This is a genomic window from Kribbella rubisoli (assembly GCF_004217145.1).
GTDB lineage: Bacteria > Actinomycetota > Actinomycetes > Propionibacteriales > Kribbellaceae > Kribbella > Kribbella rubisoli.
In genome coordinates, this window is sequence record NZ_SHKR01000003.1 from 17,947 (window position 1) to 33,496 (window position 15,550).

Sequence of the window (15,550 nt, forward strand, 5' to 3'; positions counted from 1 at the left end):
TGAACCCGAGCCACCAAGGCCGCAGGTCCACTCAGCAACAGTCCGAAGCTCGTAGTCATGCCCTCATGATGAGCACCTGCACGCCAGGGCTCAACAGAATTACCCGGCTGGATGTGCGCCCTGGGTTGCGGCGATCTGCGCGGCGAGCTCGTCGTCGACGGGATAGGGCCGCTCAGTCGGCAGCTCTGCTTCCGCGACCTCCGGAGACACCTGCGCCAGGTCACGTATCCGTTGCATCTCAGCGGTGACGTCCTCCAGCCCGGTGATCCACTCGCCGACGTACCGGCGTACGGCGTCGCCTGACAGGCCCACCTGGATCGACCGGATCTCGGGGGTCGGGATCAGCTTGATCGTCTGCTCCGGGTCCCACTGGATGCGGACCGGCGCCGACTCCATCGCCTTTCGCCACGCGTCCTCGGACTCGTGGAACCCGGCCTCGTAGTGCGACAGCGCCCCGTGCGCCAACGCCCACTCGAACCCCGCTCGAGTCAAGCGAACCCGCAACACCCGGGTCTGCCCAGGCTTCGTCCCCCACCCCGACCGGTACGCCATCCACAAGAACGACGGCTTGATCCAGGTCATCCGTCCCATCCCGAACGGCTCGACGAACGTCCCCGCCGCCAAGGCCGGATCGGCGATCTCCGGCGGGTAGGCCTGGTACACCGCAACCGTCTCGTCGTCGTACATCGCCCGAACCTGTCGAAACACCGCCGCCATGCCGCCGATCGTCGCATGCCTCCGCTCAGTGGGCGGTCTGTTACTGAGAGTCTATAGAGATTCGAGACTGTTGGGCCGAATGGTTACGGGTTGTGGATAACGGGAAGTGGGAGTGGCGTGCGGGGGGCCGTGGAGTCGCTACGATCTGCGGAAACAGTGTGTGAGGAACGTTCGAATGATGGTCCGCCCGCTGGCGGGTCTGCCACCAAAAGTGTGAGGGTGTGGCTCATGAACATCGGTACCCGGAAGATCGTCGTCGACGAGGCGATCGCGCAGTTGCGGCTGTACGCCGAGACGAACGGCGCCGTGCTGCACTATTACGACGGGCTGCCGGGGATGACCACCGTCGGTGGCTCCGACCCGAACCAGGTCACCTTCGAGGATCTCGGCCGGACGATGGTGATCGGCAGCGATCTGCGCGCGCTCGACATCCCGTGGCTGCTCGAGGTCGAGGCCGAGAAGGAGTTCGCCGCGATCCCGGTGGACGCGCGGCTGGAGGACGCCGAGCGGGGCAGTGACCTGTTCGAGGCGGCGATGGCGCTGGACGACAAGTTCACCGGCCACCGCGGGTTCGGGCACGCCAAGAAGTCCAAGCTGCTGCACCTCAAGCGGCCGTACCTGTTCCCCGTGACCGACAGCTTCATCCGGATGACGTACGGGACGGCGTCGGCCGGGTCGGAGTTCCTGTCCGCCGTACGCGACGACCTGGTCAACCCGGCCAACGTCCGCGACTTCAAGCTGCTCCAGGTCCGCCTGATCGCGGAGCCGGCCACGAGCGCGGCCCGGCTGCTCGGCGAGGTGCCGACGCTCCGCCTGCTCGACATTCTCGCCTCGCTGCTGGGTGAGGCGAAGTAGCTAGAGCACCCCGAGTCGCGCGATCGGCTCGACCAGTTCGCGCTCCTCGTAGGACAGGTGCGACAGGAGCGTGTCGTCGAGCAGGTCCATGGCGGCACGCAATCCGTCAATGCTGCCTGATCCGTCAACCAGTGCGACGAGTGCCTTGTCGACACCTTCGAGTACGTCGTGGATGATCTTGTGCTCCTCCTGCAACCGGTCGACGACCGGCACCAGGTCCGGGTCGGCCCGACGCAGGTGCGGGAAGAGTGAGGCGTCCTCGATCGAGTGGTGCGTTGTGACGAGACGGCAGTAGGACTCGCAGTACGTGCCGAGGGTCCAGTTGTTCTGTCGCATCGTCATCGTGTTGATCGCCGAACGCGCCGCGCCGACGCCCAGCGTGCCCGCGGCGACCTGCTCGACCAGATCGCGTACCTGCTCGAGCTCAGCCCGCAGATGGTCGTGTACGTCGATCAGGTGCTGCCCGGACTGCAGCTGGTACGGCGTGTAGGTCCGCGACGGGTCCTGCACCGGACCGGTCGGCCGAACTGACTCGTCCAGCAGCTGTACGGCGCTGCGCTTCACAGCCGGTGGCGGTGTTGGGACGACGCTGAATCCGCCTGCGCTGACAGGAGATGCGGGAACAGGCGTAGCGCTCGCGGACCCGGCGGCGCCAACGGCCTCGGCCGGCAGCCGACGAGCCGCATCGACGGCCTCGCGAACACCTGCTGCCACCTCAGCGAACCGCCGGATGTCGTCAGGGTCGTCGGACGCGAGGATGTAGGTGCTCATCCCCTCTCCCACCGTCAGCTCCGCCAGCTGGTCGATCCACAGCTCCTCCGGTCCCTGCAGGAACCCGCCGCTCCCGTTGAACCGACCGGAGATGTTGTACAGCCGCCGTACCTCAGCAGGATCCCGCCCAGCCTCCAGCGCCGCCTCGTCGATCAGCTTGTTCATAGCCGCCAGCTGATCCGGACCGGCGTACCCGCTGCTCGGCAGCCACCCGTCCGCGAGCCGGCCGGTCAGAGCCAGCATCCGCGGCTTGTACGCACCCAGCCAGATCGACACGTCATGCGCCGGCTCCGGACCGCGCTTCGCGCCGGCCACCGTGTAGTGCTTCCCGGCCAGTCGGATACCGCCACCGGTAGGAGTCCAGACCTCACGCATGATCGCGATGGCCTCCTCCAGCGCGGTGATGCTCTGCCCGGTCGTCAGCTGCGGTCCACCGTTCGCCGCGACCGCGTCCAGGAACCCACCGGCACCCAGCCCGAGCTCCACTCGCCCACCGGTGATCAGGTCGAGCGTCGCGACGCTGCGCGCGAGAACGACCGGGTGGCGCAGCGGGAGGTTGGCGACGTTGGTGGTCACTTTGATGCGCTGCGTCTGGGCCGCCACGACCGATAGCAGGGTCCACGCGTCCATCAGGCGCGGCTGGTACGGGTGGTCCTGGAAGCTCACCAGGTCGAGGCCGACCTGCTCGGTCAGCTGGGCCAGCGCGATCACGCGGTCCGGGTTGTCGACCGCGGGGGTCAGGAACGTGCCGAAGACCAGCTCGTGGCCGTAGTCCATGGTTCACCTTCACTGTCGAAGTTGGCTCGGGAGCAAAACTACTTCGGCAGACCAATAATCTCAACTACAGAACATCTACTGACGGACGAGCAGCTCGAAGGCTTCGGCCGGGCTCAACGCGGCCCCACGCGCATACGCCGCCCCGTACGCCGCCTCGCCCAGGACAGCGGCAGCGGCGACGGCCCGGTCGAGATCCTCGGTCTCGGTAGCAGCCATCAGGTAGTTCTCCGACGCCCGCGTGGCCGCCGCAGACCCCAGCAGGACAGCTGCCAGGGTCTTGTCCGGATGACAGGCAGCCAGCCCCTCCAGCGCCCAGCACATGCCGCGCAGCGAGTCGAAGTCCACGGAGACCTGGAAGGCCTCCGTGTGCAGTGCCAGCGCGTCCTGCGGCCGGCCCTGGAGCTCTCTGACGAACCCCAGCTCCTCCAACACGATCGACAGATAGAGAACCGACTCTTTCTGCAACCGCGCGGCGTCGATCAAGGCCTGCAACCGCTCCGACGCCTCGTCCAAAGCTCCGGTACGACGTGCCGCGAAGCCGAGCACGAGCTCCGCCAGGGCCTGCGTCGAGCGCTGTCCTTGTTCAGTGGCCAGCCGCAGTGCACGCTCGCCGTACGTGCGCGCCGACTCGTAATAGGCCTGCCGGATCGACGTCCAGCCGAGCATGCCCAACGCGCTGGCGACCTCCGGCCAGAGTCCGAGCTCCTCTGCGGCCTGCACGCCCTCCAGATGGAGCCGCTGCGCCTCGTCGAAGTCGCCGACGAGTTCCGCGTACGCGCCGAACCAACCAGTCGCCTGCAGCACGCCCCACCGGTCCCCCAGCGAACGGAAGATCCTGATGCTCTCGCACGCGCTGTCGTAGAGGGCCGGCAGATCCGCTCGCACATGCGCATGCTTCGCGCGCGCAGCCAGCACGGCCGCGACGCCCCACTGGTCCTCGTCGGCCTCGAACCTCTTCAGCGCCCGGTCCAGCATCGCTTCGCACGTCGGCAGGTCTCCGGCGTCGCTGGCTGCATTGGCGATCCACCACAGCCCCATCGCGTCTGCAGCGTCCACCCATCGGTCCCGCTCGACTGGAGCGTCAGGATGACCAAGCAGGTACATGTACCCGGCCCGCCACGCTCCAGCCCGCACGGAGCCCGGTACGGCCTCCAGAGACCGCATGGCCTCGAGATGACGCCCACGCAGGAACCAGTACCAGGCCAACGCGTCAACAAGCCGTTCAGCTAAGTCCAGCTGCCCAGTGGCCACAGCTCGATCCAGTGCGGTCCGGAAGTTCGCGGAGTCATCGTCCAGCAGCTGCAGCCACCGGCTCTGCTCGCCACCGAACAGTCCAGGCCGTGCAACCTCAGCCAGCGACACGTAGTACGACAAGTGCCGCTGATGCGCGGACTCCAGCTCGCCAGCCGCTCGCAGCTTGTCGACGCAGTACGCCGCGACCGACTCGAGCAGCCGGAAGCGCGTCCCCTCGACCGGTACGACGAGCGACCGGTCGACCAACCGCACCAGCACATCCAGTACGTCGTCCTCACCGCACACAGCCGCCGCGGCTTCCGCAGTACAGCCATCTGCATGTACTGCGAGGCGTCGCAGGACGGACTGCTCGTCTGGTGCGAGCAGCTCCCAGCTCCAGTCGATCATCGCGTGCAGAGTCTGCTGTCGCGGTGCAGCGCCCCGATGCCCCGTGGCCAGCAACCGGAACCGGTCGTCCAGCCGGGCAACGAGTCCACGTACGCCCAGCGCGCGCACCCGCGTTGCGGCGAGCTCCAACGCCAACGGGATGCCGTCCAGTCGCCGGCAGAGCACCGCAACGTCAGACACGGTCTCGTCGGTCAGGGCGAAGCCGCGTGAGGCTGCAGCAGCACGCGTCGCAAACAGCTGCACCGCACTGCATGCAGTTGCCTCCTCGGGGCGGAGCGAAGGCAGCGGCACCTCCAGCGGTGGAACGCTCCACACGACCTCACCAGCCAGTCCGAGCGGCTCACGGCTCGTTGCCAGCACACGCAGTCCCGGAGCAGCGGCAAGCAGCCGGTCCGTCAACGCAGCAACGTCTTCGATCACCTGCTCGCAGTTGTCCAGGACCAGCAGCCGCGAACCCATCACTGCGGCCAGTCGGTCGACTGCGGACGAGCCACCGGTGTCGCGGAGGTCCAAGGCGGTCTGCACCGCATCAGTGAGCGAGTTGGCGACCGACAACGCATCAGGTGTGATGGCAGCCAGCTCGACCAGTACGACGCCGTCAGCGAACCGGTCTGCCGTCGCAGCGGCCGCAGCGAGAGCTAGGCGAGTCTTGCCCACTCCCCCAGGCCCCGTCAGGGTTACCAACCGCGAACTCGCCAGACTGGCGTCAACCTCAGCCAGAGCATCGTCACGACCGATCAGCTCGCTCAGCGCGGCCGGCAGGTTGTTGCGGGCGTGTGGCAGGTCCTGCGTGAGGATCGACTGCTGCAGAGCGACCAGCTCAGGGCTGGGGTCCAGCCCGAGCTCATCGAGCAGCAGGTCGCGTAGCTGTGCATAGCTGTCCAGGGCCTCACTCTGACGGCCTGCGCGATACAGCGCCTTCATATGCGCGGCGCGCAAGCCCTCGCGCAGTGGGTGCTCCTTGACGAGCGCTGCGAGATCGACCACCGGCAAGTCTGCCCGTTCGAGCACAGTCAGGCGGACATCCGTCAGCCGAGCCACAGCGGTCTCGACGAAGGCGTTGTCCGCAAAGTCGGCGTACGCCGGACCGCGCCACAACGCCAGTGCCTCATCGAGCGAACCTGCGTCCACCAGCTCACCGAACCGCAGCGAGTCGCAGTTGGCGCTTGAGACGGACAGCGAATAGCCGGCCGGGCCGGACTGCACCAGCGAGCGACTGCCTGGCTCAGCGTCCTCAAAAGCTCGACGTAGCTGGGAAACCTTGGCGGACAGCGTCCCTGCGGGGTTGCCGGGCACGTTCGAGCCCCACAGGTCGTCGATGAGCCGGTCCGCCGGCACCGGACGCCCCTCGTGGACCAGCAGGTCGGCCAGGAGCGCACGTACCTTCAGGCCCTGGACGACCACGGGTTCCCCCGCGTCTGTCCACGCCGTCACCGGTCCCAGCACCCCGAAACGCATGAGGGCACCCTATTCCGGCCCCGGCACCCAGAACCGGAAAGAAGCCGTAAACCCCTTCCGGCAGAGTCTGTGTCAGACGGAAGCAGAGGGCAGCAGACGGGGAGGAGGCAGGCAGATGCGACTGGCAGTGATCATCGGCAGCACCCGGCGTGGCCGGTTCGGACCGACCGTGGCGCACTGGCTGGCACAGCACGCAGCCAAGCAGTTCGAGGTCGATCTCCTCGACCTCGCAACCGCGGACCTCCCGGCAACCCTGCCGGACACCGACGACGAGACGCCGGCACAGGTCGCCGTACTGGCTCCGAGGCTGGCTGCGGCGGATGCGTTCGCCGTCGTCACCCCGGAGATCAACTGCAGCTTCCCGGCGTCGCTGAAGACCGCACTGGACTGGTACTACGAGGAATGGCACGCCAAGCCGGTCGCGATCGTCAGCTACGGCCGGGAGAGCGGCGGCTGCTACGCCACTGCTCAGCTGCGCCAGGTCTTCTCCGAGCTCCAAGCCGTCGCCATTCGCAACACCGTCGCACTGCCCTGCTACTGGGAGCAGTTCACCGCCGACGGCGGCTGGCCCAAGCCTTCCGCCGGCTACGAGGCACAAGCCAAACTCATGCTCGACCAGCTCGTCTGGTGGGCCGAAACACTCCGGGACGCCCGTACGAAGCGTCCGTACAAACACTGAAAGGTAAGACCCATGAGGAAGCTGATCGAAACCACGTTCGTCACGCTCAACGGCGTCATCGACGAGCCGCAGCGCTGGAGCCCGCCGTACTGGGACGACGAGCACGCGGCGTACTCGCAAGGCCTGATGGAAGGCGTCGACGCACAGGTGCTCGGCCGCGTCACGTACGAAGGCTTCGCGGACGCGTGGATGCAGCGCGGCGGCGACCCGTTCACGGACCACTTCAACGCGATGCCGAAGTACGTCGCCACCCGCACGCTGACCGAGTGGAAGTGGAACGCGCAGCCGCTCGAGGGCGACGCGGCCGAGGCCGTCCGCCGGCTCAAGGAGGAGGACGGCGGCAACCTGATCAAGTACGGCACCGGGTCGTTCTCGAAGACTCTGCTGGAGAACAGGCTCGTCGACGAGTACCACTTCTGGATCTTCCCGGTGGTGGCCGACGGCGTGAACATGTTCCGCGGTGACAACGTCGACCTCACCCACCTCGAACTGCTCGGTACGACGACGTTCAAGTCCGGCATCGTCGTCCACAAGCTCGGCCCCAAGGCCTGAGCCGGCGTTCCTTCCGGCCCGCACACCTCGGCAAAGGTGTGCGGGCCGGACGCTTGTGTGCGTATGACGTGGGTACCGGACGGTGCACGGGGGAATGTGAGGCGGCGCTGGGGACCGTCTGCCCGGGGGTCTCTGCGATCGCTGCGTCCTGCGCGGTCGCGGGCCCGTTCAGCCAATCGCACTGGAGTTCTGATGGGTACCGTCCTGACCATCGTGATCATCGTCGTCGTCGTACTGGCGGCGGCGGCGCTGTTGTTCATGTATCAGCGCAGACGTTCGGGTGAACTGCAACAGCGGTTCGGCCCGGAGTACGAACGCACCCTCGAGCAGTCGGGTGACCGGCGTGGCGCGGAGCGTGAACTGCGCAGCCGGGAGCGGCGCGTGTCGCAGCTCGACATCATGCCGTTGAGCCCAGGATCCGCGGCCGCCTACGAGGCGGAGTGGGCCGAGGTACGGCAGAGCTTCGTGGATCGCCCTGCCGGTGCGGTCGCCGATGCTGATCGGCTGGTACTGCGGATGATGCGCGAGTCCGGCTACCCGGTCGACGAGTTCGACCAGCGGGTCAACGACATCTCGGTCGAGCACCCGGAGGTCGCGGCGCACTACCGCGACGCACACCGGGTCGCCGTCGCCGACTCGCGCGGCGAGGCCGGCACCGAAGACCTGCGCCAGGCGGTCACCGCCTACGGCCAACTGGTCGAAGCATTGCTGCACGACAGCACAGATCGCCACACCCGCCCGACGACCGCCGAGGAGCAAGCATGACCATGTCAGACGACCGCCGCTACGACACCGACCTCGATTCGGCGGCCAACGACCCCGCCCTGGACGACCGCCGGATGCCCGAGGACCGCATGGCCGACGACCGCATGGCAAACGACGGATTGGCCGATGACCGCGTGGCTGATGACCGCATCGCCGATGACCGGGTGGCCGATGACCGGGTGGCTGACGACCGGGTCGCCGATGACCGCATGGCCGATGACCGGGTTGCGGAGCGGACGGACAGCGGTATGACGGCCACGCCGGCAGCCGACGAGCCGTTGGTGGCCGAGGAAGCCGTCGTGGACTACCGGGCTCGCTGGGAGGTCATCCAGCAAGGGTTCGTGGACGACCCGCGCAAGGCCGTCACCGAAGCCGACACGTTGGTCGACGACGTGCTGAAGAACCTGTCGGACAGCTTCGAGCGCCAGCACCAGGGTCTCGAGCAGCAGTGGTCCGGCGGCGAGCCGTCGACCGAAGACCTGCGCTCGGCGCTCCAGCGCTACCGCGCGTTCTTCCAGCGCCTCCTGACCCTCTGACACGCCTCTGACAACCCTGTGACAAGGCCCGGGGGTGCGACCGGTACGGGGTACCGGCCGCACCCCCGTTAGTTGCCTAGGGCGCGATGTTCTGGTTGAGGTGGAACACGTTGGCCGGGTCGTACTTGCGTTTGACCTCGACCAGCCGGTCGTAGTTCTGCCGGTAGTTCTCCCGGATCCGGCCCTGGTCGTCCTCGGCCATGAAGTTGATGTACCCGCCGGCCTCGGAGTGCGGCGCCACGTCGTCGTAGTAGGAACGCACCCATTCGATCCCGGCGTCGTTCTGTGCCGGGTCCGGCCACATGCCGGCGATCACCGTGGCGAAGTTCGCGTCGCGGTAGGCGAACGCGGTGGCGTCCGGCGTGACCCGGTGGCAGGCGCCGTTGATCGGATAGATGTGCACGGTCGAGTTCACCGACGGAAGACCGGGCGCGTGCCGCAGATGCGCCTGGATAGCCTCGTCGGTCAGCTCGGTGACGAAGTTCGCCTTCCAGTAGTGCTGCAGCCCCGGCGGGACCAGTGCGTCGAACATACCGTTCAGAGCCGGGTACGGCATCGGTCCGACGTGCTCGGCCATCACCGGCGCGAACTCGCGGAACTTCGAGATCTGCGCCTCACCCTCGTCGAGGTCGCCGGCCCAGCAACCGACGATCGCGGCGAACGGCTCGCCGTGCCGGTTCTCCGGGATGAACGGCAGCGGCGGCGCGATCTGGAACGCCGGGAACCCGCCCAGCTGCTCGGGCGCGTCCTTGATCAGCTCCCGGAATCCAGTGAGTACGGCAGCTGCGTCGGACAGCTCGAAGAACATCGGGCCGCCGTAGATCATCGACACCGGCGCCAACCGGAACTCCAGCGCGGTCACGACGCCGAAGTTGCCGCCACCACCACGCAGCGCCCAGAACAGGTCGTCGTTCTCCTTCTCGCTCGCGATCAGGAACTTCCCGTCCGCGGTCACCACATCGGCCGAGATCAGGTTGTCGCAGGACAACCCGAGCCCGCGGGCCAGGTACCCGATCCCGCCGCCCAGCGTCAGTCCGCCGACGCCGGTGGTCGAGATGATGCCGCCGGTCGTGGCCAGCCCGAACGCGTGCGTCGCCGCGTTGAAATCGCCCCACGTCGCGCCGCCGCCGGCCCTCGCAGTCCGGTTCACCGGATCGACGCGTACGTTGCGCATCCCGCTCAGGTCGATCACGACACCGTCGTCGACCGTGCCGAAGCCCGGCACACTGTGTCCGCCGCCGCGTACCGCGATCTCGAGCCCTTGAGCCCGGCCGTAGTCGATGGCCGCCATCACGTCGCCGGCGTTCTCGCACCGGACGACCGCCTGCGGCCGCTTGTCGTGCATCCAGTTGTTGACGCGGCGCGCCGCGTCGTACCCCTCGTCACCTTCGGTGAAGACCTGTCCTCTGGTGCCTTCCCGAAGGTCGTCTATCGCACTCATGTCCGCTCCCCGAACTCTCGCCTGTCGCAGATCGGCGCGCGCGTCCACCACACACACGCACACCGCGCAGACCGGTCGTCGCCGTCGAGAGCAGCGCGAATACCTCTCCCCAGAGAGCGTCTGAACCCCCGACGGGCAGCCGGCCCTCCCCCAGACCGCGCCCGTTCACCCACGACCTTCCCAAGCCGGACGACTTTCGTCAATCCCATTGTCAAGGCGGGCCGGTCGGCTCCGACCAGGAGGTAAACCATCATCCGGAGGACATCATGCGGAAGATCATGTACTACGTGCACCAGTCACTCGACGGCTTCATCGAAGGCCCGAACGGCGAGTTCGACTGGGCGCAGCTCGGTCCGGAGCTCGGCGACTACTCGATGGGCCTGACCGAGCGCGCCGACCTCTTCCTGTACGGGCGAACGGTCTGGACCATGATGTCGTCGTACTGGCCGAATGCCGAGTCGATGGACCCCGACGAGCACGCGATCCAGTTCGCACCGGTCTGGCGCAGTACTCCGAAGGTTGTCCTCTCGACGACGCTGGAGAGCGCCGACTGGGGCACCCGGATCGTCCGGTCACCTGAGGAGATCAGGGCGATCAAGGAGGAGCCGGGTAGGGACATCCTGCTCACCGGCAGCGCGAGCGTGGCCGCAGCGCTGACCGAGCTAGGGCTGCTCGACGAGTACCACGTGATCGTGCACCCGGTGATCCTCGGCGGCGGCAAGCCCGTCTACCAGCCGACCGACCGCCGCAACCTCCGCCTGGCGGAGACCCGCTCGTTCGACAACCGGACGGTCCTGCTGCGTCACGACCTGGTCTGAGGCAGCGTGCTGAGGAGGCGGGCTTCGGCTTGTTCGAGGTGGTGGGTCAGGTGGTGGGCGGCGGCGGCCGGGTCGCCGGACGCGATGGCTTCCAGTACGGCGGCGTGCTCGGCGGCGACCGTCGACGGGTCGACCTTCCGGTGGGCCTTGTACTGGCCCATCGACAGGTGGACCTCGCCGATGATCAGCTCGTGCATGCGGGACAAGCGCCGGCTCCCGACCCCGGCGACGAGGGCGGTGTGGAACGTGATGTCCGCTTCGACCTGGTTCTCGAACACGCGGTCGCGGGCGGCGTACTCGATCGCGACCTGGGCCCGCGCCGCGTCGGCCGGCACCTCGCCGGTCGCGGCGAGCGCGGACACCGCGGCCTTCTCGATCGTGATCCGGCTGAAGAACAGGTCCCGGATCTCGGCCTCGTCGAGCACCGGCACGACCGCGGTCTTGTGCGCCGTACGCCGCAGCAGCCCGAGCCCCGTGAGCCGCTCGAGCGCCGCTTTGGCGGTCGGCCGGGCCACGTTGTACTCCGTGGCCAGCCGGACCTCCGTGAGCTTCTCCCCCTGCGGGATCTCGCCGTTCACGATGCGCTTGCGGATCGACTCGTAGAGTGCGTCCGTCAGCGAGGACGGCCCGAGCTCCAGATGCGCGTCGGTACTCACGACACCCCTTAGTAACCGTGGATCTTGTCGACTACATTGTGCAACGGCTCGCCCGCGACGAACCGGCGGATGTTCTCGGCAACGATCTCACGCGAGCGACGAAGGTTACCGTCGCTGGTGGCGCCGTTGTGCGGCGTGACGATGACGTTCGGCAGCGACCAGAACGGGCTCTCCGGCGGCAACGGCTCCACGCCGTGCGCATCCAGACCCGCGCCCGCGATCTGCCCCGTTTGCAAGGCCTCCAACAGCGCCTCGTCGTCGGCGATCCCGCCGCGCGAGATGCAGATGAAGTACGCCGACGACTTCATCCGCGCGAACGCGTCCCGGTCGAACACCCCGGCGGTCGTCGGCGTCCGCGGCACCGTCACGACCACGAAGTCGGACTCCGCCAGCAGTTGGTCCAGATCGCACAGCTCGTCGACGGACGGCGACGGCTGGTCCGGGCGCCGTCGTACGCCGAGCGTCCGCATGTGGAACGCCTTCGCCTTCTGGGCAAGGTCGATGCCCGAGTTGCCGAGGCCGTAGATGCCGACCGTCCGGCCCGCGAGTTCGGCGTGCCGGTAGTGGTCCCAGCGGTGCTCGGCCTGCGCGCGCATCCACCGCGGTACGTCGCGGCTAAGCATGAGCATCAGCAACATCGAGTGCTCGGCCAGCGGGATCCCGCCGTTCCCTGCGCTCGACGTGAGGACAACCGACGACGCCCGCATCTCCGGAGTCAGATCGGAGTCCACACCGGCCGACGGGCTGTGTGCCCAGCGCAGCTTCGGCGCCTTCGCCAGCACATCCGGCGACACGTGCCCGACCACCGCCTCCATCTCGCCGAAGACGTCCGCCGCATCGTCGAGCGAGTCGACGAACCGCACCTGGGTGCCCGCGGCGGCCTCGACGTACGCCGGTAGTTCTTTGCCAACAACAACGATCATGAGGTGAGTCCCGTCGTAATCATGGATGGTCCCAGCGCAACGTGCGGTACAGCGCGGAGTGGTCCAGCTCGCCGTCACCGTCGGCGACCGCGGCGTTCATCAACTGTTGCGTCATCGCAGTATTCGGCAGGGCGAGATCGAGCTCGGCCGCGGCCTGGATCGCCAGACCGAGATCCTTGCGGTGCAGGCGGATCCGGAACCCAGGCTCGAAGGTTTCCTTCACCATCCGCTCGCCGTGCACCTCGAGGATCCGCGAACTCGCGAATCCGCCCATCAGCGCCTCGCGGACGACGGCCGGGTCCGCGCCCGCCCGCTCGGCGAACAACAACCCCTCGGCCACCGCTTCGATGGTCAGCCCAACGATGATCTGGTTCGCGACCTTCGCGGTCTGCCCCGCGCCAGGGCCGCCGATCAACGTGATGTTCTTCCCGAGTACGTCGAAGATCGGCCGCGCGCGCTCGAACACCTCGGGTCGCCCGCCGACCATGATCGTCAGCGTCCCGTCCCGCGCGCCGAGCTCGCCGCCCGACACCGGCGCGTCGAGGTACTCGCAGCCGAGCTTCTCGATCAGCTGCGCGAACCCGATCGTCGCGGTCGGCGAGATCGAGCTCATGTCGATCACCAGCGAACCCGCCTGCAGCCCCTCGGCGACACCGGCCGGTGCGAACAGGACCGACTCGACATCAGGCGTGTCCGGCACCATCAGGATCACGACCTCGGACCGCTCGGCCACCTCCTTCGCCGAACCGGCCACGTACGCGTCGACCTCGGTCCGTCCGCGGTACACCGAGAGCTCGTGGCCCGCGGCAATCAAATTGTCGACCATCGGACGACCCATGACGCCGAGGCCGATGAACCCGATCCTCATACCTCACTCCAATCCACGTGCACGACTTCGAGCAGCCCCGCAGTCGGAATCACAACCTCGACCCGACCTTCGACCACGTTCGGCTCTACGTCCGTCCCGGCCACCAGCAGCCGCACCTTCACCCGATCCGTGGGTACGGCGATCGATACGGTCTGCGGCGGCAACGGCAAGGTCTCCCGGATCGGTCCGCGCATCGCCATCGGGTTCGTCAGGTTGACCAGGGCAACGGCCGCACCGGCATCACCCTTGTAGACGGCAACATCTACCAGCCCCGCGCCTTCGACACTCACGTCCGGCGTCTTCCCGAGCGCCCACGAGACGGCGTTCGCGATCAGCCGTCCGTGGTCGGACTGCAGCGCCTCCCAGAACAGCGCACCGAGATTGAACGGGAAGTACACCGTCCGGCCGCCGGCAGCGTTCTCCGTGCAAACCACCGCGGGCTTGTCCGGTGCCTCCCGCTGATAGACCTCCTCCATCGGCAGATCCGGAAAGTCCGGGATGAACCGGAACGGCGCCACCGCGTCCGACTCGATGCCGATGATGTGGGTGCCGCCAATGATTCGCTTCGCCCCCTCGAACCCCGAGTTCAGCGGATGCGCATCCATCAGCGCGATGTAGTTGTTCTGCACCGGCCGGCTCTTGTCGGTCAGCCGCACAGCGAGTACGTCGCCGAGCCCGAAGTCGGAGCGAGCCGCCCCGCGCTCGTCGTACAACGAGCTCTGGTACGCCGCCACGAGCGACCCGCCGCCCTCGACGTACGAACGCAAGATCGCGCACTGCTCGTCGCTCAACTGCTCAGCATTCGCGAGTACGACGACCTTGAACTCCCGCAGTCGTTCCAGCGTCATGACCTGGTCGGCGAGGAACTCGAACGGGATCCGCGCCTCGACCATTGCCTGGTAGAAGCCGTCCTCATGGTCGTTGTCTCCGGCCCTCACCTGCCCGATCCGGCTCGCGTCGAGCAACGCGACCTCGGCGGTGATCCGGAGGTCACGCAGGACCGGTTCGACGGTCGCGTGCAGGTTGAACGCCTCGACAACCGGCTGGACCCAGCGCTCATCCTGGATGGTCGCGTTGAACTTCGTGAACCACGGCAGGGCGCCCTGTGCGAACCCGTCGACGATCCAGGTCTTCGTCTCCTCGGCCGGCGCGACCGAGTCCTTCCAGCGGTACTTGTGCTCCGGCCCGACCGAGGTGATCAGCTGCACGGGCCGGTCCGGGTACACCCCACGGTTGCGCTTGCCGGCCCGCCCGGCGACCCACGGCGCCTCGATCCCGTGCCGGCCTTGTTTGTCGACGATGAACAGCGGTGAGACTGGTTCGACCAGATCGCGGGCCAGGTCGCGGGCCGCGAGTGCGCCCAGATTGGGCACGAACCGGGCGTGCGGCCGGAGATCGCGGACCGCCTGATCCCAGATCCCGACCAGCTCACCCAATCGCCGGTGCCGCCACGCGACGTACTCCGGCCAGTTGTCCCCGTGCTCCTCGAGCGGCAACTCGAGACCGCACTCGTCGCGGAACGACTTGCGCGCGCCCTCGCTGAACGAGATCCCGAGGTACCCCTCCCACCGGTTCGCGAAGACCGCGTCCACGTCGTACTCGCGGACGATCTCGCGGATCACCTCGGTGAGGAATTCTCGGTGGTACGGCGTGAACGCGCAGGTCAGCCAGACGCCCGGGTACGCCCAGTGCTCGATCGGGTTGCCGGCTCGGTCGCGGGCCAGCCATTCGGGGTGCGCTTCGGCCGCGTCGGCGTGGATCGCGTGCGGGTCGACGCGGGCCATCACGGTCATGCCGAGGCTGCGGGCGCCGTCGACGAGCGTGCCGAACGGGTCGGTGTCGGCGAGGTACTTGCTGCGGTAGTGGTATTCGAGCTGCGTCGGGTAGTAGGCGATGTACCCGCCGGCGCTGATGCAGGTCGCGTTCGACTTGCTGTCGCGCATCAGGCGCAGCCAGAAGTCCGCGTCGAAGTGGGCCGGATCGTCCTCGGCCAGCGTGATCTGAGCCCAGCGGGTCGCAATCCGAGGCCAGTTATCCATAGGATGGAATTGTTAGACAAGAATGCACGACTGGCAAGAGCCGTGTTAGCCTCC

At 67.6% G+C, this 15,550-nt stretch carries 14 protein-coding genes; 6 read left to right on the forward strand and 8 right to left on the reverse strand.

What is annotated here, in order from left to right; translation table 11 throughout:
• Positions 1–99: 99 nt before the first annotated feature.
• Complete coding sequence (locus EV645_RS01700) at positions 100–717, reverse strand: DUF4291 domain-containing protein (RefSeq protein WP_130439012.1); 618 nt, start codon at positions 715–717, stop codon at positions 100–102.
• Positions 718–945: 228 nt separating this feature from the next.
• Here EV645_RS01700 and EV645_RS01705 point away from each other — a divergent pair, with 228 nt between their 5' ends.
• Positions 946–1,572: a DUF6308 family protein gene (locus EV645_RS01705; RefSeq protein ID WP_130439014.1), complete on the forward strand. Its 627-nt coding sequence runs from the start codon at positions 946–948 to the stop codon at positions 1,570–1,572.
• Here EV645_RS01705 and EV645_RS01710 read toward each other — a convergent pair whose 3' ends face one another.
• Entirely contained in the window at positions 1,573–3,120 is a 1,548-nt protein-coding gene (locus tag EV645_RS01710) for an LLM class flavin-dependent oxidoreductase (RefSeq protein ID WP_130439016.1), read from the reverse strand.
• A 75-nt stretch (positions 3,121–3,195) separates the two neighbouring features.
• Positions 3,196–6,219, reverse strand: coding sequence for an AfsR/SARP family transcriptional regulator (locus EV645_RS01715; RefSeq protein WP_130439018.1), 3,024 nt, complete (start codon positions 6,217–6,219; stop codon positions 3,196–3,198).
• A gap of 115 nt (positions 6,220–6,334) precedes the next feature.
• Here EV645_RS01715 and EV645_RS01720 point away from each other — a divergent pair, with 115 nt between their 5' ends.
• The 4 genes from EV645_RS01720 to EV645_RS01735 all read left to right on the forward strand — a co-directional run bounded on the left by EV645_RS01720 (position 6,335) and on the right by EV645_RS01735 (position 8,751).
• A complete protein-coding gene (locus EV645_RS01720; protein WP_198681418.1) occupies positions 6,335–6,898 on the forward strand; it encodes an NADPH-dependent FMN reductase in 564 nt (187 codons plus the stop codon).
• Positions 6,899–6,910: 12 nt separating this feature from the next.
• Positions 6,911–7,450: a dihydrofolate reductase family protein gene (locus EV645_RS01725; RefSeq protein WP_130439020.1), complete on the forward strand. Its 540-nt coding sequence runs from the start codon at positions 6,911–6,913 to the stop codon at positions 7,448–7,450.
• Between the two features lie 192 nt (positions 7,451–7,642).
• Complete coding sequence (locus EV645_RS01730; protein WP_130439022.1) at positions 7,643–8,215, forward strand: hypothetical protein; 573 nt, start codon at positions 7,643–7,645, stop codon at positions 8,213–8,215.
• A complete protein-coding gene (locus tag EV645_RS01735; RefSeq protein ID WP_130439024.1) occupies positions 8,212–8,751 on the forward strand; it encodes a hypothetical protein in 540 nt (179 codons plus the stop codon). The genes EV645_RS01730 and EV645_RS01735 overlap by 4 nt, the downstream gene beginning before the upstream one ends.
• Positions 8,752–8,827: 76 nt before the next feature.
• Here the strand turns inward: EV645_RS01735 and EV645_RS01740 are convergent, their stop codons facing one another.
• Positions 8,828–10,192, reverse strand: coding sequence for an FAD-binding oxidoreductase (locus EV645_RS01740; protein WP_130439026.1), 1,365 nt, complete (start codon positions 10,190–10,192; stop codon positions 8,828–8,830).
• Between the two features lie 266 nt (positions 10,193–10,458).
• On the opposite strand from EV645_RS01740, the gene EV645_RS01745 reads away from it, so the two are divergent.
• Positions 10,459–11,010 carry a dihydrofolate reductase family protein gene (locus tag EV645_RS01745; RefSeq protein ID WP_130439028.1) on the forward strand — a complete coding sequence of 184 codons (552 nt, stop codon included), beginning with the start codon at positions 10,459–10,461 and terminating at the stop codon, positions 11,008–11,010.
• On the opposite strand, the gene EV645_RS01750 is transcribed toward EV645_RS01745, so the two are convergent.
• Genes EV645_RS01750 through EV645_RS01765 form a run of 4 tightly spaced genes read right to left on the reverse strand, consistent with a single transcriptional unit; the run spans position 10,995 to position 15,496 of the window.
• Positions 10,995–11,666, reverse strand: a complete 672-nt coding sequence (locus EV645_RS01750; RefSeq protein WP_130439030.1) for a GntR family transcriptional regulator — start codon at positions 11,664–11,666, stop codon at positions 10,995–10,997. The two genes, EV645_RS01745 and EV645_RS01750, sit on opposite strands and share 16 nt — an antisense overlap.
• Positions 11,667–11,674: 8 nt before the next feature.
• A complete protein-coding gene (locus tag EV645_RS01755) occupies positions 11,675–12,589 on the reverse strand; it encodes a D-2-hydroxyacid dehydrogenase (protein ID WP_130439032.1) in 915 nt (304 codons plus the stop codon).
• A gap of 19 nt (positions 12,590–12,608) precedes the next feature.
• Positions 12,609–13,457 carry a 2-hydroxy-3-oxopropionate reductase gene (locus EV645_RS01760; protein WP_130439034.1) on the reverse strand — a complete coding sequence of 283 codons (849 nt, stop codon included), beginning with the start codon at positions 13,455–13,457 and terminating at the stop codon, positions 12,609–12,611.
• Positions 13,454–15,496: an alpha-amylase family protein gene (locus EV645_RS01765; protein WP_130439036.1), complete on the reverse strand. Its 2,043-nt coding sequence runs from the start codon at positions 15,494–15,496 to the stop codon at positions 13,454–13,456. The genes EV645_RS01760 and EV645_RS01765 overlap by 4 nt, the downstream gene beginning before the upstream one ends.
• Between the last annotated feature and the right edge of the window lie 54 nt (positions 15,497–15,550).